The following is a 21,654-nucleotide window of genomic DNA, read 5'->3' on the forward strand; positions in this document are numbered from 1 at the left end:
AAATCAGTTTAAAAGGATTTCATCGACAAATACCCATCCTTTGGCTCCTGCTCCGGGATGCCAAGGTGGAAGTGATTGGATGGGGTAGAGCTTGACTTGGATTTTTTCAAAATCAGAATCCTTCAAAGAATAGGAAAGGAGTTCGGATCTGATTTCTCCTATTTTTTCGGACTGTTTTGGTTTTTCAGAATGAATAATGGTGCTTTTTCCATTCTTCCAACCAATGATTTCTACCCGAGTAGGAGGGAAAATATAGGCTGATTCATTGTATAATAAACTAATCGCCAATTCTGAAATTGACTGACTTTCCTTCAGCATCAATTCAGCTGCAAATGGATCCTCGCTGTAGCCGAGCCATTCCCCGGAAGTGTGATTATTTTCACCTTTGATTTGGTCGAAAAGCGTCTCTTCAAGATCGCCCTGATATCTTGGGTTTGGCTGGGTCAACAAGCGATATTCTGTAGGTTTGATTCCGGATTTCATAAATACGGAGCTAACTTCCTGCGATCCTATCCACCCTTTTGCAAAAGCTTTTGCCCTTATTTTTCCGGAGCTAATCACTGAGATGGGCGATTCATAAACAGGACTTGACAAGCTGTCCGGTTCGGTTCCATCAATACTGTATCGGATTTCGACAGATGGAATGGGATGGCTGAGCTCTATTTCTAGATTTTCTGTAAATAAAATTCGCTCCTGTCTGATTCTTGGAGGGTTAAGTGGAAGAATTACATCCGATCCATCAAAGCCAAAGTCAATTTCAGTTTTTGGTAATTGAGCTCTTAAATCGGCTTTTTGCTCAGCGGATAAGCCTGTCTGCCATAGAAAAAGCTTTTCAAGGTTTTTCATTCCAGAAATTCTCTCCAAAGCAGCGTGAGAAAGTTGAATTCCAGAAAGTGAAAGCTCTTTTAAGCTCTCAATATTTGGGAAGCGCTCCAATTGATCTTGACTAAGCTCTGCAAAATTCAAGGATAACTTTTCAAGATTTGGAAAGTCATTTAAAAAATCCAGAGAAGCATTACCAAGAGGCATTTTGTCCAAATTCAAGGAAATCAATTGAGTCTTAATCTCCTGCAAGTCAGAAAGCGAATTTGGGTCAAAAGCGGCAATTCCAAAGTAGGAGAGTTCCAATGCAGGGGACTCAGGATAGATGGGATTTACTTTTCTGAAAAATGTATTCAGCTCTTCAAGTTTTTCATCAGATACTGCATCAAAATCGTATTCGGGCTTATTAGCGAAAGTATTAGACGCAAATTGAAATAATTCATGCTCTTCAGGAAGATCAGCGACTTTTTGATCAAAACTAGCTCCTGAATTGACCCAAGCAGTCAAAATATTCATTTCCTCATCGGTGAGCTGGGTTTTATTCTTGGGAGGCATGTGCTCTTCCTCTTCCAAGGGCAGATTGATTCGTTGAATTAAAAGGGAGTTGTCAAGGTCGCCAGCAAGGACAAAAGGTCCTGATTTGCCACCCTTTTGTAAGCCTTCTACAATATCCATCCGAAGCTCGCCTTTTACCTTTCCATCTCGATGGCAGCTTTCGCATTTGCTCTTTAGAATCGGTCGGACTAGGTGCTCAAAAACTTCCGCCTCAGCTAGCGTGACCTCAGGTTCAGCTGTTTTGAGTGGAGCTAGTAAGAAATCCTCCCCATGCGTGATGGCAGCTCCCCAATGTCCGGTCAAAACAATACAAAGCATCAAAAGGATAGAAGGAATTTGAAGTGCTTTTTGCTTTCTTTTTTGAAAAAAATAGAAAAAACTTCCTCCCCAAAAGGTGATCATACCGGCCCACTGATGCCAAAAGAGCGCATCGCCTTCATATCCTTCACTGGATAAAACTAAACCTGCGATTACCGTGATTCCGGAGAAGTTTGCACCCAAAAGCAGAAGAAAAGGAGCAATCTGTGCGTATGCTTCACTTTTGTAAGACCTTGGCAAAATCCAAAACAACAATCCACCCATCACCAAAACTATGGGGAAGTGTAAAAGTAGGGGGTGAGCTCTTCCCAATACTTGAAGAAATGGAGGAATGCTTGCGATTTCTATTCCGACTAATAGAATCGCGGAAAAGCCAAACCAGACGAAAAGTAGGTTTTCTAGAATTGCTGATACGTTAATGCGGGATCGGGCCATTTAGACTAAAATATCTTTGACTACATGACCGGAAACATCTGTCAGCCTGTACCTTCTTCCAAGATGTTTATAAGTAAGCCTTTCGTGATCTATTCCCATCAAATGAAGAATTGTGGCTTGGAAATCATGGACATGAACTGGGTTTTCGGTGATGTTGTAGCCAAATTCATCAGTTTCTCCATAGACCATTCCAGACTTCACGCCACCTCCAGCCATCCAAATGGAGAAAGCTCGAGGATGATGATCTCTACCGTAGTTTTCCAGTGTTATTTTTCCTTGGCAGTAATTAGTCCTTCCAAATTCCCCTCCCCAGATAACAAGGGTCTCATCCAAAAGTCCTCGCTGTTTCAAGTCTGTAATCAGTGCAGCAGAAGCTTGATCTACATCTTTAGCCTGCATAGCCATTTGACTGGGGAGATTATCATGCTGATCCCAGCCTTGGTGATACAATTGAACAAAGCGAACGCCGCTTTCAGATAATTTTCGTGCTAGTAGGCAGTTGGCAGCATAGGTTCCCGGAACGAGACAATCTGGTCCGTATAGCTTGACGATTGAATCAGGCTCTTTGGAGACATCGGTGATTTCCGGTACAGCAGTCTGCATTCGGAAAGCCATCTCGTATTGCTGGACTTTTGCAGTGATAGCCGGATCGTTGAATTCCTTGAAGCTCAGATCATTCATGGCGGCAATGTGATCCAGCATTTTTCTCCGTTCATTTCTACTCATGGAATGAGGGTCCCGAAGATAAAGCACTGGATCCTCTGAATTTGAGAACTGTACACCTTGATGAGTGGCATCCAAAAAGCCATTGCTCCAAAGCTTACTGTAAACACCCTGACCATTTCCTCTGCCGCGGCTTAGAAGCACGCAAAAGGCCGGAAGGTTGTTGTTTTCACTTCCAAGTCCATAACTTAGCCAAGAACCCATGCTAGGTCGGTTTCCTACCTGAGCACCTGTTTGAAAGAAGGTCAAAGCAGGATCATGGTTGATGGCCTCTGTATGCATGGACTTGATGATACAGATGTCATCTACTACTTTGGCGGTGTAGGGGAAAATCGAGGAAATCCACGCCCTGCTTTCCCCATATTGATTGAAGTCATAATAGGAACCAACCAAAGGAAACTTATCCTGTCCGGCGGTCATACCCGTCAATCGCTGTCCCATCCGGATAGATTCAGGTAAATCCATCCCGTAGTTTTTCTGCAAAAGAGGTTTGTAATCAAAGGACTCAAGCTGGGAGGGAGCCCCATTTTGAAAAAGGTAAATGACACGCTTGGCTTTGGGAGCAAAGTGTGGCAAAGCGGCCATGATAGCATCTTCTTCTTCTGATTTGCCTGAAAAAAGGTCTGGAATCAAAAGAGAACCTAAGGCGGCACTTCCTAAGCCCAAACTTAATCTGGAAAGGAATTTCCTTCGATTCAAACTTAATCCATGCTCCAAAAACTCCTTCTCCATGTCTATATTTTGGTTATCGTTTCTTCTAAATTGTAGAGACTGACAATCACCTGCATCAGTGCAGCAGTTCTGGGATTTACATCCTCTTCCCGGAGTGGATATTCACCCACATCGAGCGTTGGCTTGATAGTCTCCGGTTCTGACTCAAATCGCTCCAACTGATCTTCAAAATAGTCAGAAATCAAGGAGGCTTCCGAGGCTTTCATCGGTCTACAGAGTATGCGTTTGAAAGCTTCTTCAATGGCTGCTTCAGCATCTGAATGTTTATCGTTCAGCTCACTCGCCAGAACACGAGCAGCTTCCAAAACCATGGGGTCATTGAGCATGACAAGAGCCTGAAGGGGCGTGTTGGTTCTTCCTCTTCCTACTTCGCATCGATCTCGATTACTAGCGTCAAAGATGATTGCTTTTGGAGGTGGGACAGTCAGTTTGATGAAATTGTAAATTCCTCTTCGATAAAGGCTTTCTCCAGTATCCTGCTCATACTTTGCCAATTCTCCCCTGCCCGAGGTTGCTGCTTCCCAAATTCCATCAGGCTGATAAGGCTTTACGCTAGGCCCTCCGACTTTTTGCACCAGAAGACCACTACTTGCCAATATCAAATCCTGGATATTTTCAGCCGGTAATCTCAACCTGGGAGCTCGAGCCAAATACACGTTTTCCGGATCGGTTTTGAGATGTTTGTCTGTAATTTGAGCAGATTGTCGATAGGTGGCCGAAGAAAGGATTTGTTTTAGAAGCCGTTTGATGTCCCAACCGTTTTCCATAAAGTCTACAGCAAGCCAATCCAGCAGTTCGGGATGGGAGGGAAGGTCCCCTTGCATACCAAAGTCCCCTGCCGATTTTACGATGCCTGTTCCGAAGATTTCTTGCCAAATCAAATTAACAAATACTCTGGCAGTCAAAGGGTTGTCTTTATTGGTTGCCCATTGAGCCAGTCCCAGTCGATTTTTGGGGAGATCATCCGAAAACTCCAGGATGGATGCTGGCGTGGATGGATTTACAGGGTCAGTGGGGGCGTCATATACGCCACGATCCAAGATGTAAGTTGTACGGGCTTCTTGCTCATCTAACTCGCCCATCACGGAAATACTCAGTTTAGTAGTGTCCGGATGATTGATGAAGTCCAAAATTCCTCCCAAGTCTTCCTGCTCTACCCAGAGAATGGGTGTTTTGGCAGGTTGAGAGACGCTGACATCTCCTTCAAAACCTTTTTCCCGACTATTATTGAAGAAGGCGAAAAGTTCAAAATATTCTTTCTGGGAAAAGGGATCGTACTTGTGGTCGTGACATTGTGCGCATTCCATAGTAATGCCGAGTACCCCTGTGCTGAAGGTGTTGGTTTTATCCAAAACATATTCGATGCGGTATTCTTCATCTATCACGCCTCCTTCTTCGGTGTATTTATGATTTCTGTTGAAAGCTGTGGCCAAAATAGTTTCCTTGGTCGGATTGGGAAGTAGGTCCCCTGCCAGTTGCCATGTGATGAATTGATCGTAAGGTAAATTATTATTGAAGGCATGAATGAGCCAATCCCGATAGGGCCATTGGGTTCGGATATTGTCATCTTGATAGCCATAGCTGTCCGAGTATCTTGAAATATCCAGCCAAAGGATCGCTAACTTTTCTCCGAAGCTCTGCTCTGAAAGAAGATTATTCAATAAGTCTTCGTAAGTATTTTCTCCTTCAAAACCCTGGTATCGTTCCAAAATTTCCGGACTAGGAGGAAGGCCAGTCAGATCCAAACTCGTTCGCTTGATCAATTCATAATCTTCGGCTTCTGGATTGGGTTCTAGCCCTTTTTCTTTCATCTTCTTCCAGGTGAAATGATCAATTTCATTTCTAGCCCAGTCAGAAGCTTCAGGGATTTGTTTTTTTTCTGGCTTGACAAAAGCCCAATGAGGTTCGTAAGCAGCTCCTTGCTCAATCCATTTTTTGATTAGTTCGATCTCAGAATCCAAAAGCTTCAAATTGGACTCGGGAGGCGGCATTTGTTCGGATGGGTCTTCCGATGTAATTCTATGATAGACTTCTGATGCATTTGGATCTCCAGCTACCAAAGCGAATTTACCCGGGTTTTCTTTAAGGGCTTCGATGGCTCCTGTTTCAGTATCCAATCTTAATCCAGCTTCCCGCTTATTGGCGTCGGGTCCATGGCAGGCGAAGCATTTATCAGAAAGGATGGGGCGAATATGAAAGTTGTAGCTGATTTGGTCTACAGCTACCAACTCAGGCGAATTGGATGAAGTGCCAGTACATCCCCATCCGAATAAACATGTAAGTAATAGCGTGTAAAACGTATATTTTGCCGACAATTTCAAAAGCTGAATTGGATTATTTTGAAAAAGTAAGTTAAATAAAAATTTTCAAAAAGTTTTTTCCTTTTTCTAAAAAAAGAGGTTTGTACAGATTTGAAAAAAAAGGGCTCTAGATTTCAATCTTTGGAGAAAAAAAGGATTTAAAGGCAAAAAAAAAGCTCAGACCTAAGTCTGAGCTTTGTGCACTCGGAAGGATTCGAACCCTCAACCCTCGGAGCCGAAATCCGATATTCTATCCAGTTGAACTACGAGTGCTTATTCCGATTTAGCTTTGAAGTACTCCTTGTACTTTTTCAGCTGCTTCTTTCAATGTAATCGCTGAGAAGACCTTCAATCCTGATTCATCGATGATCTTGGCACCTTCTTCTGCATTGGTACCTTGAAGTCTTACGATAATTGGAACGCGAATATCGCCAATAGATTTGTAAGCTTCAACAACTCCGCTAGCAATTCTATCACATCTTACGATTCCTCCGAATACGTTGATCAAAATTGCCTTAACATTAGGATCCTGAAGGATAATTCTGAATCCGGCTTCAACTGTAGTAGCGTTAGCACCTCCACCTACGTCGAGGAAGTTTGCAGGCTCACCACCGGACAATTTGATCATATCCATGGTTGCCATCGCTAGTCCGGCTCCATTCACCATACAACCTACGTTTCCGTCAAGCTTCACGTAGTTTAGACCAGATTTACCAGCTTCCACTTCCAATGGATCTTCTTCAGAGATATCGCGAAGCTCAGCAAGGTTTTTCTGACGATACAATGCATTGTCGTCAAGGTTTACCTTAGCATCTACTGCTAGGATTTTGTCATCTGAAGTCTTCAATACAGGATTGATCTCAAACTGAGAGGAGTCAGTTCCTTCGTATGCTTTGTAAAGAGCAGCGATGAATTTGACCATTTCTTTGAAAGCATTTCCGCTAAGACCAAGCTTGAAAGCAACCTTTCTTACCTGAAAGCCTTGCAATCCTACTTTCGGATCGATCCATTCTTTGATGATTTTCTCAGGAGATTTTTCTGCAACCTCTTCGATATCCATTCCGCCTTCTGTAGAAGCCATGATTACGTTGCAACCTTTGGCTCTATCTAGGAGGATAGATAGATAATATTCCTTTGGTTCTGAATCGCCCGGATAGTAAACGTCCTCAGCAATCAAAACTTTGCTCACTTTCTTGCCTTCTGGACCCGTCTGATGAGTTACAAGTGTTCCGCCAAGGATATTCTTAGCTTTTTCACCTACTTCCTCAAGTTTTTTGGCCAAAACCACACCATTTGAACCGGTTTCTTGGATTTTACCTTTTCCTCGACCACCAGCGTGGATTTGAGCTTTGATCACATACCAAGAGGTACCTGTTTCCGCGTTCAACTTAACTGCAGCTTCGTGGGCAGCTTCTGGACTGTCTGCTACGATTCCTTCTTGAATTCGGACTCCGTAACCTTTCAATACTTCTTTCGCCTGATACTCGTGTATGTTCATTGCTCAAAATTTTTGGCGAAGTTAAGCCCTTCAGCTTTATAAATCAAACCTGAAAAAATCCTTTTTTATCAAAAAAAAGCCTTTAATTCCCATTTTCTAAAAATATCCAACTTGCTAATCCTTTAGAAAGAAATCTATAATGCTGACTGCCAGAGAGATTCATAAGTCATACGGAAACCTTCATGTTTTGAAAGGAGTAAACCTTGAAATATCATCTTCGGAGATTGTTTCCATCGTAGGTTCCTCCGGTGCTGGTAAAAGTACGCTTTTACACATTTTGGGCACTTTAGATGAGCCTGATTCCGGAGAGGTTTTGATTGAAGGGAAAAATATCTTCGCCCTGAATCGAGATAAGCTAGCCACCTTTCGCAATCAGACGGTAGGCTTCATTTTTCAGTTTCACAATCTTTTGCCGGAATTTACGGCCTTAGAAAACATTCTGATCCCGGGATTTATCCAAGGGCAATCCGAGTCTAAGTTGAAAAAAAGGGCTTCAGAACTAGCGGAAATCCTATCCATCAGTCATCGATTGGATCATAAGCCTTCTGCACTTTCGGGAGGGGAGCAACAGCGAGTGGCTGTGGCCAGAGCTTTGATCAATGATCCCAAAATTATCTTCGCAGATGAGCCAAGTGGAAACTTGGATACGCAAAATGCCCATCAGCTTCATGAGCTTTTTTTTAAGCTTCGGGATGAACTAGGACAGGCATTTGTCATCGTCACTCACAATGAAGAGCTGGCAGCCATGGCTGATCGAAAGCTGGAAATGAAGGATGGCGTAATGGTCTAGCCTATTTTTTTAACTTTTTCAGCATGGCCTCGATATGCTTTTTTGATTCAAACATATCCTGAAATACTCCGGCAATTTTCATGTCCGAATCGATGAAATAGGTGATTCGCTTGGGCATTTTGATGAGTGGAATGAGCGCGTCGTATGCTTTGCAAACTTTTCCGGATTCATCTGACAAAAGCTCAAAGGGTAGTTTATGTGTTTTTTTGAACTTCTCATGTGTCTCGATAGAATCTCTACTAACTCCAAAGACAGGAATATCCAAATCCCGAAATGCTTCAAATTGATCTCTAAACTCACAAGCCTCCGCGGTACAGCCGGGGGTGAAGTCCTTCGGATAAAAGTATAATACAAAGCTTCTCCCAGATAGATCTTGGTGTAGATTCAGTGTAAGTTCAGAGGTTCCTTTTACAGAAAAGTCTGGTGCTTGGGTTCCGATTTTTAATGCCATGAGTTTGAAACTGTATTTAAAACTGTTTGTTAGCTTGAACTCAAAGTAATGAAAAATGATTCTTTCTTTCTTACTTGCTCCAACTGATTAAAATATACCCCGACCTTGAAACTATCCGGCGTGCAGTCCATGATTTTGGCAGGAATATTCTTTGCCTTGATGAATGTGTCTGTAAAGTTCATCCCTCATATTCCGGCGATCGAAATCATCCTATTTCGATCCATTTTTAGCCTTATTTTCAGTTATGCTTTTCTGAAAAGTCAGGGTGTATATGTCTTTGGAAATAATAAAAAACTACTGGTAATCAGAGGTGTAGTTGGATCGATCGGATTGATTACCTTTTTCTACACCCTTCAAAAAATCCCATTGGCAAGTGCTGTAACTATTCAATACCTTTCGCCGATTTTCACCACGATTTTGGGGATATTTCTAGTTAAGGAACGGGTCAAGCCTATTCAATTTTTCTATTTTGGTTTGGCCTTTCTCGGTGTGATTGTGGTGCAAGGTTTCGATCCGAGAGTGGATTTGCTTTATGCCAGCATAGGAATTATTTCTGCACTTTTTTCGGGCTTGGCTTACAATGTGATCCGAAAATTGAAGAATACCGAGCACCCTTTGGTGATTATTTTTTACTTTCCTCTGGTGACTTTACCCATTGCCTCAGTCATTGTATTATTCAATTGGGTAAATCCCGTGGGTTGGGATTGGGCGATATTGCTTTGGATTGGAATCTGTACCCAGGCCGCACAATACTTCCTGACTTTAGCATATCAAAACTCAAATGTGTCTAAAGTTTCAAGCCTAACATATTTGGGAATGATTTATGCATTGTTTTTTGGATATATCTTTTTCGAAGAGACTTTTACGCTTGGTTCTTACGTAGGTATGGGCTTGGTTGTACTGGGAATATTATTGAATTTAAGAGAAAAGTAGTATGAAGTGGTTACATTTTGAAAGTGAGATGCGACTTAAAAGAAAACCTTTAAAGATGAGCCCTAAATCTTTTCTATCACTAATAGCATTCGCGCTGATATTCCTTTCCATTTTTTCTTGTGTAGAAGAAACGGAAGATCCTCTAGGAAATGGTCAGTCAAATTTTGACTGTAACCAGTTTGCTTATGCTGATACGATATATTATTTGAATGCCACCCAAAATATACTTGTAAGCCCTACTAATCCTATCCAAGGAACTTTCGAAGCAAGTCCAAATGGCTTGGCAATCGATCCTAGTTCAGGAGTTATCGATATCAATGCGAGTGAAACAGGTCTTAAATACAAAATCACATTTACTCCTCAGGGAAGCAACCAGACATGTGAGACTTTTCTGACTATTGGAGGAGTCAATTACCTGGATGGAGTGTATGTTTTGGATCAAAATCAAACCTTGGCAGCTCCCATATACAATGGAGTTCCTGGACTTACTCTCCCCTGTGATGATGACGATGATGATGATGGCGATAGCAGTTGTGACTTTGATACTGACAATCCTACAGGTCAGTTGTTAGAGGATCTAGGCTTCGAGATTTCAAGTGATGGAGTTTTTGATTTATTGGAGACAGTGGAAAATGGTGCTTTTGGAGCGACTCCAATCAATGGAGAAGTTCTTGATGTTGAGTTGTTTTACAGACTGGCTGATTTGAGTGGAGAAGCATTAAATTCTATTCCATTGCGCTTTTTCTATTATGAAACAGTTGCTGACATTCCACAAGCTCTTTTGGATGATATTGAAGAAAAAAGTGATCTAATCAATGAACTTAGATCGGGAAAATCGTCTAATTTCAGGATTGCAAATCAAACCAGGCCCCGAAGAGTGCCTAGACCACCATTTATTGTAATAGTGGCAAATCTACAATAGGGGCTTTAAAAGCCCTTTATTGTGTCGAATCTTTGGAGTCGTCTTTTATGTTTTAGTATTATTTTTCTACCTCTATATGTCAATGGACAGGAGGACAATCAATTAATCCAAAAAGCGGATTCTCTTTATTTTTTGCCATATCCAGAGGAGACTGATGATAGAATGGCCATGGAAATCTATTCTGAGATTCTCTCTGAGGTTCCAGATTCTGAGGCAGTCACTGATTTTATAAGGGCCGCAGAGCACTTGGGTAACCTTCAAGTAATTTATGGCTTGCAATCAGAGGCTGCAAATTCCTATCGAAAGGCCTTATTTTTCGCAAAGGCATTTCAAAAGCCAGATACTTTGGTCTATGCCTCAAACTTGTACCTCGGTGAGGTGCTTTTTCGGATGAGTAGATTAGATAGTGCCATTTTTCACCTGAAAGAAGCTGAACGTCTTCAGGATCAAATCAGTACAGGGACCTTTCCAGAGCGGCTTTTTAATGCCTTGGGAGTCTACTACTTCGAGACCGGGAATTATCTTCAAAGTATTCAATATTTCACACAGGCAGAGTCATACTTGGAGACTTCCGGAGATTATGCACAATTTGCCCGCTATAGTTTTTTGAGCAATAAAGCCTCAGCACTTTACCATTTAGAAGAATACGATAGTGCGCGTTCAATTTACCTCCAACTCCTTGATTGGAACATCAACTCCAATCAAGTTCGGATTAACTTGGCAAATACTTTTCTAAAGGAAAAAAGGGGAGGAGATGCTTTGGAAGTACTAAGTCAGATCGATGGTGTTTCTGGTACGAATTACTTATCCTATTTGAACCTCCAAACGAAGGCGTATCTAATTCAAAATAATCTATCAAAAGCAGATAGCCTGCTTCAGGCCACAGAGTTTGCCTTGGATAGCCTCCAAATACCTCCTAAAAACTATCAACGGGGTATCTTCTTAGCCAACTTTGGGGATTTTAAATCAAAGCAAGAGAGGCTTCAAGAAGCAGTCTCTTATTATCATTTATCTGTCAGAGAGTTACATCCCAGTTTTATTTCAGAAGATATCTTTGACAACCCCAAAGAACTTTCCTTGGGAATGGGTGCAGTTACTCTTTTCGAAAGCTTAGTCTCTAAGGCTCATGCAGCTTGGAGTTTATACAGGATAAACCAAGAAGCCGAATTCTTCGAATTAGGCTGGGAATCTTATGAATCTGCCTTTGCATTAGCCGAATTCATATCAGCGAATTTCGATAATGATGAGGCCAGAATATTTTTGGGTGATCAGGTTTTGCAAGCCTACCAACTTGCAATTAGCCAGTTAATAGCTTTTTTCCGAAGCAGTAATGAAGAAAGAATCAAAAATCAAGTATTCCTTTGGGCAGAGCAGAGTAAGTCAACGGCGCTCAGGCTGGGTATCCTGGAATCAAAAAGAAGGCAAAAATCAGCTATTCCAAAGAAATTCCTAGAAGAAGAGCAATTGATTCTGCAAAAACTAGCTAGAAATTATCGGGATCAATATGAGAATTTTGATGAATCTCAGCTCGTAGATCTCAAATCTGAATACACCGAATTACAGGTCAGCCTATCTAGACTTCGTGATGAGATCAAGGAGTTTTCCCAAACAGAAGAGGACTCTGCTAATCTTACTCTAGCAAACATTCAAAATAGACTGCCTGACAAGACTATTTTACTATCCTTTTTTGAAGCTGATGATTACCTAGTCATTTCATTGCTGAGCAATAAAAATCTTGACTGGAAACTATTTGATTGGAGTGAAAAGGATCGAGATAAGGTACTGTCTTGGAAAGAGCAAATTAGATCTTGGAAGTCTGGGATGCGATATCAAACCCCTGAATTTATTGATTCACTGAGTGTGCGAATTTTTGAAAATTGGGAAAATGAAATCAATCAATCCAAACTGTTAATGATTGTTCCACACGGTGCTTTCTCTGGTGTTTCCTTTGATGAGCTTTACGTTGATGGAGAGATGCTCATCGAAAAACTACCGATCAGCTACCAATTTTCGGCCCTCCAAATTCAAACTCAAGAACTTTCTTCTTGGAATGGATCGAGCATGATAAGCTTTGCACCTTTTGATAGGAGCTCAGGTCCAGAGGGATTGGGACTTCCTGTTTTACTTGGATCAGGAGCTGAAATTGAGAGCTTGCCGGGCTTGAAGATTCAGGGCGCTGAAGCCACACTTCAGCGATTTCTAGCTCAAGCAGATCAAAATAAAGTTATTCATTTAGCTACCCATGCCATCGCTTCTGATGAAGATAATGAGGCATCTTTTGTGGCATTTTATCCTGAAGGAGATTTTAGACTTTTCGAAAATGAATTGAGGTATCAAGCTTTTGACCAGGTCGAATTGGTGTTTTTGAGTGCCTGTGAGACTGGCTCTGGCAAATTCAGTGAATCAGAAGGTCTTGTCAGTCTGGCTCGGGCTTTTTCATTTGCAGGAGCTGATAATCTTATATCCACGCTGTGGCTCACAGAAGATCGGGTAGCAGCCTATTTATCAAAAGAGTTTTACAAGGGGCTAGACGCGGGTTTGACTTATGCTGAGGCACTGAGGGAGGCAAAGCTAAGCTTACTCCAAGATCCAGAAATGGTACAGTTTCGGGATACTCCTTATTGGACCAATTTTGTCCTGGTAGGTCAGATTCAGGAGAAATCTATTTGGAATTCCATGATTAAGCTTATTCTCATTGTAGGAATTATCCTGATTTTGGCCGGATTGATTTATTGGTTTTTAATTTCTCGCCGGAGATAGAAAATCAGTCGGATTTAGAATAAAAAAATCCGGCAAATTACTCTGCCGGATCGGATCGAAAGAGTCAGTGCCCTAGTCCAACTCTAGCTCGATATCTAAGGAGTTTTCTATGCGCTCGAGAATTCTATCGTAGATATCTTCATTTTGGTCTCTGGAAATCACCAAAACACCATCAGTGAGCTCCGCATCCTCTAAATCTCCAATGGATACAGCTAAAAACCAATTACTTGCATCTATCTCCATCAAGGCGAAAGGATTATTGGATCCATCGAAGAAGAATAACTCATCATCATCTCCTTCCAATTCTAACTCGAAATCCAAATCATCGTCATCATCTCCATAAACTTCAAGACGTAGGGGAACCGAGCTGCCGTCACTTTTTGTAAATGTCCCTTCGAGGTAAATACTTGGTTCATTTCGGTGATCAATCAGATCCACTTCAAACTCGATTTCCTCGTAAGTACCTGAGGCTATATTGATGAAAAAGTCAGCATCAGAAGAGAACTGATCAAAATTGATCTTTTTGATCTCTGGGAATGAATATTCAATTTCTCGCTCGAATCTTCCATTGTCATCTTCTCCTTCGACTTCTAATTCGATTTCCTTGACTTGGATAAACCCGGAATTAATCTGTACTCCTTCTTCCAAGATTCTTGAATTTGGATTGGATGAATTGGCGAGTTTAACGCCTACAGCCATTTGTACATCACCATCTCCGATAGCGATAGGATCATTTTCTTCAGAGCAAGATGCAAAGCCAATCATAGTGGCAACTGCTGCAATTAATGGGTATCTTTTCATGGTTTAGTATTTTTGATTGTTTGGTAGTAGGTCGGAGCCGGATAAATATTTGTAACCGCTTCGAAGGATTTTTTTTAATTTTTTTTCTCAGCTTGATCTGATTAATATTTCAAATCCAAAATTTTGATTTTTAGTTCATCCCAGCGATTTATGGTTTGGTGATACTTGTGTCTCGGATTTGATCGGATTTTTTCAAGTTGATTTTGAGCTAGATCATATTCGCCACTTAGAAGGTAGCCTTGCATGAGATAATAGTCTATCTCTTCTACATACATTTTCTCAGAAGAGGATTCATTGATAGTCTCAATCTCCCGTAATTCATCGACAGCAAGCTTACCTTCCCCTAGCTCCAGGAAGGCCATCCCTAGTATAAATTTTCCCTCTATGGTCAAATCATTGTTGCCTTTTGCCAGCGCTATCACTTCTTCAAAATCAGACTCATTAAAGGCCTTTTTCAAAGAAGAAATCTCAGCGGTTTCACCTCTCATTACTGGGATATTATAGGAAAGAAAATCTTCATTTACGCCTTGAGGTGTAGTAGAAATTACCAAAAATGAGGCTAAGCCTACAAGTAGAATCGTCATAGAAGCTGCCACTCGAATGCTCCATTGTTGAAAGTTGGAGATGGTTTTGGTGCCATCGGATGGTTTCTCTTTTCTTTCGGATAAGTAGGAAGCTTGCACATCCTGAATTGTTGATTTCCAACCAGCCAATTCTATTGCTTCCCGGCTGATTTTCAAGGCATCGACTTCTTCAGCCAGTGATTGATTGTTTTGTATTTCCTCTTCAATGGCCTGCTTTTGGTCCATGCTGAGTTTACCGTCTAGGTAATCTTCCAAAATGAATAAGTCTAGTTTATTTTTCATTTCTTAATGATTTCAAGAGTTGCTCTCCGATTTGGGGAGAAGACTTTACTGATTCAATTAATGATTTGAGGCATTTATATTTTTTGTTCCGCAATACCTGCTCTGAGCTGAACTCCATTTTCTCGCAGATTTCTTTCATGGCCATGTCTTCGTAGTAGAAGAGCTTGAGTATTTTTTTGCAAGTTTCTCCAAGCTTATCAAACAAAGTCATGACGAAATTTAAATTCTCCTGACGGGTGATTGCCTCGCTGACATCCAGTTCATTTTCTTCATGTTTTGTCAAGTAATTTTCATGTCGTGCCAGACTACTTCTTTTTCTCCTGATTTCGGATATCCATTTATTTTTGGAAATGCTGTAAAGCATGGATTTGATCGTAGATTCGCCTCTGAACTTTCCTGACTTGATCATTTGAACCATCACTAGCATGGATTCTTGAATGATATCTGCAGCCTCCTCTTCTGTTCCTGAATTTTGTATAACCATGCTTTCTAGCATATCATAATGCTGTTCGTAAAGCTGTGCTATTGCCTTATTCGGATTCGAATTCCTCTGGATCATTTCAGTAATTTCTTGATCGCTCAAGTTTTTTTCTAGCTTCATCCGCTTTCAATAATAAGTCGTGTTCACTCGTAAAAATGTAATCAAAATAGGTAAATAAAATCTTGACTAGAAGAGAAAAGGCTTCTGTTTCATTGAAAAATTCCCTAAAAAATTCTTGATACCCGTTTGACTCCTTTATTTTTGATGGAAAGTAAAATTTTATGAAAATCACCAAAGACCTCTACACTGGCAGCCTTGCTCTGCTTACCGATTTTTATCAGCTGACCATGGCTTATGCCTATTGGAAGGCGGGAAAAGGGGATCAGGAGGCTGTATTTAACCTTTTTTTTAGAAAGCACCCTTTTAATGGTGGTTTTACCGTAGCTGCCGGATTGGAATATGTGGTGGATTATTGTAGAAATTTTCGATTCGAAGAAAAGGATCTAGATTACCTGAAAGAGATGAAAGCTCCTGACGGTTCTCCCCAATTCGAAAAGGGTTTCCTGGATTACCTCAGTGAGATGCGTTTTTCCTGTGATATCGAGGCAGTGGAAGAGGGGACTATCGTTTTCCCCAATGCTCCCATGCTTCGAGTGAAAGGTCCCCTGATTCAGTGTCAATTACTCGAAACCCCACTACTTAATATCCTGAACTTTCAAACCTTGATTGCAACCAAGGCTGCTAGAATTACCTTGGCAGCAAAGGGAGAACCTGTCCTTGAATTTGGTCTTCGGAGAGCTCAAGGGATTGACGGAGCGCTTGCCGCAAGTCGAGCGGCCTTTATCGGGGGATGTACTTCTACAAGCAATGTCATGGCGGGTAGGTTATTTGGGATTCCTGTTTCTGGTACTCATGCTCACAGCTGGATTATGTCCTTTGAGACGGAGTTGGAGGCATTTGAAGCTTATGCAGATGCGTTTCCTGATCAGTCTGTCTTCTTGGTGGATACTTATGATACGATTCAGGGAGTGAAAAATGCCATCAAAGTAGGAGAAAAGCTTCGAAGCATGGGAAAGGAACTCATCGGAATCCGAATCGACAGCGGTGATTTGGCTTACTTTTCCAATCAAGCCCGTGAACTCCTAGATCAAGCAGGCTTTCCCAATGCGAAAATCGTTGCATCCAATGATTTGGATGAGTACTTGATTTCTTCCTTGAAAACCCAGGAAGCCTCGATTAATGTTTGGGGTGTAGGTACCAAATTAGTCACTGCCTTTGATCAGCCGGCATTGGGAGCGGTGTATAAACTTTCGGGAATTAAGAGTCCTGAGGGTGAATGGATTCCAAAAATCAAAGTTTCCCAGCAATCACTGAAAATCAATATTCCAGGGGTGCACAATGTCCGAAGGTATTTTTCAGGCGGAAAAGCTGTCGCAGATATGATTTACCTCGAGGGTCAAGAAGTTGATTCTAAAGGAACTGTAATCATCGATCCTATTGATGCTACTCGAAGAAAGCGGATTATGCCTGCTTTTTATCAAAGTGAGGAATTGCTAAAGCCGATTTTTGAAAAAGGGAAAAAAGTCTATAAATGTCCGGATATTCAGTCCATCAGGAAGCGGACTCAGGATCAATTGAAGACCTTTGACAAAACCCATAAGCGACTAGTCAATCCCCATGTTTATCCGGTTGGTTTGGAAGAAAATCTGCACCATTTGCGCATGGACTTGGTTTTAAAAGCTAAAGAAATTGAAGATGAATCTAACTGATAAGGACGCATTAATTATAGTTGATGTACAATATGATTTCCTGCCTGGAGGAGCATTGGAGGTTAGCGAAGGAGATCAAATCATCCCGCTAATCAATTCCATTCAGCCTTTATTTTCTTGCGTAGTCGCTACGCAAGATTGGCATCCGGAAGATCATTTAAGCTTCGCAGCAAATCACAGTGGCAAAAAGCCCGGTGAACAGGTTGATTTAGATGGCATCAATCAAATTCTTTGGCCAGTTCACTGCGTACAAGGAGAACATGGGGCAGAATTCCATGAAGATCTAGATCCTAGTAATTGGGAAGCAGTATTTCAAAAAGGCACCAATCCTCGAGTAGATTCTTATTCCGGTTTTTTTGATAATGCCCGCAGAGGAGATACTGGTTTGGGAGATTATTTGAAGGAAAGAGGAATTGAAAGGATCTTTGTATGCGGCTTAGCCCAGGATTATTGTGTGAAATTTACAGCTTTGGATGGCTTATCTTTGGGCTTTGAAACCTACCTCCTTCAGGATGTGACAAGAGCTGTGAATCTAAATCCAGAAGATGGCAAGCTGGCCTTGGAAGAAATGGAGGGAAAAGGAGTGAAGTTGATTGAATCAAAAGAACTGATTGATTAAGCCCATGTTTGAATACGACGCTGAGAAACACTATCCCAAAGAGACAGAAAGTAGAGTGGTCATCCGATTTCAGGATTGTGATCCACTTCGGCATTTGAATAATGCCAAGTACTTCGACTACTTTTTCAATGCCCGTGAGGATCAGGTCCCTAAGCTCTATGGATTAGAGGTGATCGATTTGATTCGTAAATACAAAGCTGCTTGGGTGGTTTACAATCACAATATCAGCTACGTCAAGCCTGCAATGGTCGGAGAGTGGGTTCGAATTATGAGCCGCATACTATGGCATAATGAAAATACCATCTTGGTCGAGTATTACATGACCGATGACAGCAAGACTCAGCTCAAAACAGTTCTTTGGTCCACGATGCGATATGTGACTCTGGCAGAGGGAAAGTCTACCAACCATGAAGGTGCAGTAGTTGATTTTCTCGAAGCAACCTCTCTAAAACGCGATGATATCTGGGATTTCAGCATCAAAGAGCGAGTAAAGCAGCTCAGTATGGAATTGAAAAAATCTTGATCTGAATCAAATAATGTGTTGAATCGAACAAAGGCTGTACACTAGCGTACAGCTTTTTTTGCTTTTGGCATGGCTATTTCTGAGCTGGAGAATTTTTTGAAAATTATTTTTTCTTAACAAGCATACTAAGATGCAACCCTCGAAATCCAGAAAATTGCCTTAAAGTGTTCGCTTTCGAGTCAAACGAACAAGCAAGTGTTCACATTCTTTACAGGTTTTGTTAATTTTTTGAGAAGAAAACCAAATTTAATTCCGTGTAAATCTTAAAATTTTTAAAATATTCTGATTTTCTCAACTGACTCAAAAATTAGAAAATAGCAATTGGTACGGCCTTGGCAATTAGGATAGCACAACAACTTAAACCAACTACATTATGAAAACGCTATTCACATTCGCACTTGCTGGACTACTTGCTACTAGTACTCTTGCAGCAAACTCAAATGAAGACCTTTTAGCAGACACAGACGCTAGGGCAAAATTCAAAAAAGTAAATATCCTTCTAAATGAGGGAGTTGGAAAGGCAAAGGTTGCCATTCTTGATGATGAAGGTAAGGTTCTCCATCAGCGCAAAGTAAATGTAGGTGATGAGAAAGTCATCGTACCTTATGACTTGAATAACATGCCTTGTGGAGAATATCAAGTAAAAATCACGACTGAGGATGAAGAGGTGATCTACAAGGTGGAGACTTTTGATAGGAAGCCAGAAATCGGAGAACTGCCGCTTATGGCTTATGGCAAAATTGTCGATGATGAAACTGTAAATATTGCAGTAATCGGACTAACAGAGCCAGGTGTAGAAGTCACTGTTAGATACGCAGACTCAAACAAAATCATTCACACAGAGACTGTGGATCACCCTGATGGATTCCGTAAAGACTACAAATTGAAAGGAGTAAACCCGGACGATGTTTACTTCCAGTTGACAGACAACTTGGGTAGAACAAAGACCCTATACTTCTAAATTAAACCACCCACAATGAAACCCCTTTTCGAAAGAATTGGGGTTTTTTATGGTTTGACCAAATGGTCGCCAAGCTGCTGACCTATGGATATTAAGTCTATTCCCAACTGTTCCTTTGCTACTTGAATGACCTGTTCTCGCTCTTTTTTAGGAAGTTTTTCAAATCCGAAATAAGCTCCCAAAATTCCTCCTGCTAAGGCTGCTGTGGTATCATTATCCCGTCCATAATTCGTCAGAAAAATCAGTGTATTCATAAAGTCAAAGTCTGCATATACCATCGCCGTAATAGTCTGCAAATAAATCTCACCGGCGTGAAAAGGCATATCCTGAATCCGCTCATCCAGCTGCTCAAAGGCATGGGCAAGTGAGGGACTATTTGCATCCATGAAATTCAAAGAATCCAGTTTTTTAGCTTCTTCATTGATTTTCAGCGCGTCCTGAAGTATCCGATAGGCCGTCCTTCCTACAAGTCTACTTTGGAAATACTGCTTTGGGTCAACCCGCAAGGAAGCGAGCAAACTATCCGGATTGCTGCCTTTTTTCATACCCGCAGCGGTCAATGCTGCACTCAGAGCTGTGAGATCTTTAGCATATCCCAAATCGTAAATTGAAAGCTTGTATGCTTCGGAATAGGCTTTCTCAGGATCACCGGGGAAAAAGCCTCCTAAAATCGGAGCATAAAGCAAACCTGCACAAACCATTTCCCCTCCATAAAATTTCCCCAAAGAATCAGCGTAGCCTACCAGATTATTTTCGATAAACGGGCGACTTACTTTTGCCCATTCCTGTAGCCATCCCACTTTCAGCATAGCATTTTCATAGGCTTCAATATCCTCACTGTTGATTTGTTTGATTCCTTCTAAGTAGCTTAGATATCTCTCTTCTATGATTCTTGCAAAATCCGCAGGATCTAGCTCCTCGTAATGTTGAGTTAGTAAATATTCTGATGTCAGGACCTTCCATCTTGTGTCATCCGTAGTGCCTCCTGCCGGCAAATTTGGAACCCATATTCCCTCAGGGGAAGCCTCTCGAATCATCGAGTCCAAGTCTGTGACAAACCCATATTCTAGTTTGATGGATTCTCTCGGCCACATTTCGGTTGGTGCGCCCATGGCATCACCAATGGCACTGCCGACAATTATTCCCAAGATTCTGTCTTTCAGTTCCTCTTCTGAAAGTCCAGATTTGGAAAGCTTCTCTTCCAAGGATATCGAATCGTCTGACTCCTGATGACTGCAGGAGAAAAGGATTAAAGAGGCAGCTAGAATTAGATTCAGGTATTTTCTCATGGGTTCATGATCATTTCTTTAGCTCTTTCGAGTAAAACTTCTTTTTGACCGAGATTCAATTTTAAGGGCAATTGGGCAATTCCAATTAGTCTACGCATGATTTCCACTCCTCGGTAGCCTTGTACAAGCTTAGAATCAATGTCTTGCGAATAGTGCTTCGCTAGTGCCTGTTCCACTTGAGTACTTATTTCTGCAAAATCAGCGTGCGCTAGAAATACCCCAAGATCAAACTCCCGATCACCCACAAAGGAGAATTCCGGATCGATAATCTTGATGCCGGAATTTCCACTCATCCAACTTCCGGGATAAAAATCTCCATGTAAAAGTGAACTTCCAGAAGCTAAATATCGCTTTCCCAAATCATCGATTTTTTGCTTCAAAGAATCATCCTTTTTATATCTCAAGCTGAGTTCTTGAAGGCCCTTTTGGATTGTATTCAAGTCAAATCCGTTTTCAATTTCAAATGGAAAATTAAAGATATGCTCATGGTTAAGCACTCTCATTTCGAGATTGTCTGGGAAATTTTCAGGAGCTAATCGATGTAGATGGTTCAGATAGTCGATCAAAGACTTGATTTCAGAATCACTGATTTGCTTTTCGCCAGAATAGAGTCCGCTAAAATCACCGACTTCACCCAAATCTTCGGTAATCAGTAAGTAAATATCTGGAAACCAGCTGATTATTTTTGGACTATATGGGTTTAGAAATTCTGATTCTTGAACGGTCTCATAAAATTTTTTTTCAGTCTCAATTCGCTGGATAGGCGCTGGAATCTGTGGAAACTTTCGAACAAAATCTCTGGACTGTTTCGCTATGACCGTTCGCTGATTGGTGTGGATTCTGATTACCTGATTCATATTGCTATCAGGCAATTCTGAAGTTTTGAGGACTTTTTCCTCAGGCTGCCAAAAGTTGAGTGATTGTAGATCCTCGAGTGAGGTGTTGTTGGTTAGTTCAAATTTCATGCTTCAATAATTGCAATTTGAGTTTAAACATAGGGCAATGAAAATTAATTTCTTTCATAAAAATGTCTAACGGATGACTAATCCTTTATCAAAAAGGGGGCGTTTCTATCCATTGTAATTTTTATTTTTACACTGAAAAAA

The 21,654-nt window shown here is 41.2% G+C and carries 18 protein-coding genes and 1 tRNA gene; 8 read left to right on the top strand and 11 right to left on the bottom strand.

The genetic code is table 11. The features are described from left to right. Positions 1-3: 3 nt before the first annotated feature. The 5 genes from CDH51_RS00190 to sucC form a co-directional block, all read right to left on the bottom strand. Positions 4-2,130, bottom strand: a complete 2,127-nt coding sequence (locus tag CDH51_RS00190; protein WP_100626730.1) for a c-type cytochrome domain-containing protein — start codon at positions 2,128-2,130, stop codon at positions 4-6. Continuing rightward, positions 2,131-3,585, bottom strand: a complete 1,455-nt coding sequence (locus CDH51_RS00195; RefSeq protein ID WP_100626731.1) for a DUF1501 domain-containing protein — start codon at positions 3,583-3,585, stop codon at positions 2,131-2,133. Between the two features lie 2 nt (positions 3,586-3,587). Next, complete coding sequence (locus CDH51_RS00200) at positions 3,588-5,906, bottom strand: PSD1 and planctomycete cytochrome C domain-containing protein (protein ID WP_232724712.1); 2,319 nt, start codon at positions 5,904-5,906, stop codon at positions 3,588-3,590. 178 nt (positions 5,907-6,084) lie between these two features. After that, positions 6,085-6,158 (bottom strand) — tRNA-Arg (locus tag CDH51_RS00205). A 10-nt stretch (positions 6,159-6,168) separates the two neighbouring features. After that, positions 6,169-7,383, bottom strand: coding sequence for an ADP-forming succinate--CoA ligase subunit beta (gene sucC / locus CDH51_RS00210; protein WP_026946642.1), 1,215 nt, complete (start codon positions 7,381-7,383; stop codon positions 6,169-6,171). A 139-nt stretch (positions 7,384-7,522) separates the two neighbouring features. Between sucC and CDH51_RS00215 the strand changes: the two genes are divergently transcribed. Beyond that, positions 7,523-8,173 (top strand): ABC transporter ATP-binding protein, encoded by a 651-nt coding sequence (locus CDH51_RS00215; RefSeq protein ID WP_100626732.1) that lies wholly within the window; start codon positions 7,523-7,525, stop codon positions 8,171-8,173. 1 nt (position 8,174) lies between these two features. Here the strand turns inward: CDH51_RS00215 and CDH51_RS00220 are convergent, their stop codons facing one another. Continuing rightward, positions 8,175-8,624, bottom strand: coding sequence for a peroxiredoxin (locus CDH51_RS00220; protein WP_100626733.1), 450 nt, complete (start codon positions 8,622-8,624; stop codon positions 8,175-8,177). Between the two features lie 105 nt (positions 8,625-8,729). On the opposite strand from CDH51_RS00220, the gene CDH51_RS00225 reads away from it, so the two are divergent. From CDH51_RS00225 to CDH51_RS00235, 3 genes are read left to right on the top strand one after another with little or no spacing between them, the layout of a single operon-like run. Beyond that, positions 8,730-9,557, top strand: coding sequence for a DMT family transporter (locus CDH51_RS00225; protein ID WP_262494510.1), 828 nt, complete (start codon positions 8,730-8,732; stop codon positions 9,555-9,557). Positions 9,558-9,612: 55 nt separating this feature from the next. Beyond that, positions 9,613-10,479 (top strand): hypothetical protein, encoded by an 867-nt coding sequence (locus tag CDH51_RS00230; protein WP_157807013.1) that lies wholly within the window; start codon positions 9,613-9,615, stop codon positions 10,477-10,479. A gap of 21 nt (positions 10,480-10,500) precedes the next feature. Continuing rightward, positions 10,501-13,239, top strand: a complete 2,739-nt coding sequence (locus CDH51_RS00235; RefSeq protein ID WP_100626736.1) for a CHAT domain-containing protein — start codon at positions 10,501-10,503, stop codon at positions 13,237-13,239. A gap of 72 nt (positions 13,240-13,311) precedes the next feature. On the opposite strand, the gene CDH51_RS00240 is transcribed toward CDH51_RS00235, so the two are convergent. The 3 genes from CDH51_RS00240 to CDH51_RS00250 form a co-directional block, all read right to left on the bottom strand. Beyond that, entirely contained in the window at positions 13,312-14,040 is a 729-nt protein-coding gene (locus tag CDH51_RS00240; protein WP_157807014.1) for a hypothetical protein, read from the bottom strand. Between the two features lie 101 nt (positions 14,041-14,141). After that, positions 14,142-14,906 (bottom strand): hypothetical protein, encoded by a 765-nt coding sequence (locus CDH51_RS00245; protein ID WP_100626738.1) that lies wholly within the window; start codon positions 14,904-14,906, stop codon positions 14,142-14,144. Beyond that, complete coding sequence (locus tag CDH51_RS00250) at positions 14,896-15,489, bottom strand: RNA polymerase sigma factor (RefSeq protein WP_198514239.1); 594 nt, start codon at positions 15,487-15,489, stop codon at positions 14,896-14,898. Before CDH51_RS00250 ends, CDH51_RS00245 begins: the two co-directional genes overlap by 11 nt. A 179-nt stretch (positions 15,490-15,668) precedes the next feature. Between CDH51_RS00250 and CDH51_RS00260 the strand changes: the two genes are divergently transcribed. The 4 genes from CDH51_RS00260 (at position 15,669) to CDH51_RS00275 (ending at position 19,259) form a co-directional block, all read left to right on the top strand. After that, positions 15,669-17,156, top strand: a complete 1,488-nt coding sequence (locus tag CDH51_RS00260) for a nicotinate phosphoribosyltransferase (protein WP_100626741.1) — start codon at positions 15,669-15,671, stop codon at positions 17,154-17,156. Beyond that, complete coding sequence (gene pncA, locus CDH51_RS00265) at positions 17,143-17,775, top strand: bifunctional nicotinamidase/pyrazinamidase (RefSeq protein ID WP_100626742.1); 633 nt, start codon at positions 17,143-17,145, stop codon at positions 17,773-17,775. Before CDH51_RS00260 ends, pncA begins: the two co-directional genes overlap by 14 nt. A 4-nt stretch (positions 17,776-17,779) precedes the next feature. Further along, positions 17,780-18,298, top strand: a complete 519-nt coding sequence (locus CDH51_RS00270; RefSeq protein WP_024282734.1) for an acyl-CoA thioesterase — start codon at positions 17,780-17,782, stop codon at positions 18,296-18,298. 373 nt (positions 18,299-18,671) lie between these two features. Next, positions 18,672-19,259 carry a hypothetical protein gene (locus CDH51_RS00275; RefSeq protein WP_100626743.1) on the top strand — a complete coding sequence of 196 codons (588 nt, stop codon included), beginning with the start codon at positions 18,672-18,674 and terminating at the stop codon, positions 19,257-19,259. Positions 19,260-19,306: 47 nt separating this feature from the next. On the opposite strand, the gene CDH51_RS00280 is transcribed toward CDH51_RS00275, so the two are convergent. Together CDH51_RS00280 and CDH51_RS00285 are read right to left on the bottom strand one after the other, a co-directional pair. Continuing rightward, positions 19,307-20,548, bottom strand: coding sequence for an ADP-ribosylglycohydrolase family protein (locus CDH51_RS00280; RefSeq protein ID WP_100626744.1), 1,242 nt, complete (start codon positions 20,546-20,548; stop codon positions 19,307-19,309). Then, complete coding sequence (locus CDH51_RS00285) at positions 20,545-21,513, bottom strand: phosphotransferase (RefSeq protein ID WP_100626745.1); 969 nt, start codon at positions 21,511-21,513, stop codon at positions 20,545-20,547. Before CDH51_RS00285 ends, CDH51_RS00280 begins: the two co-directional genes overlap by 4 nt. Positions 21,514-21,654 lie beyond the last annotated feature (141 nt).

Source organism: Algoriphagus formosus (assembly GCF_002807035.1).
Classification (GTDB): domain Bacteria; phylum Bacteroidota; class Bacteroidia; order Cytophagales; family Cyclobacteriaceae; genus Algoriphagus; species Algoriphagus formosus.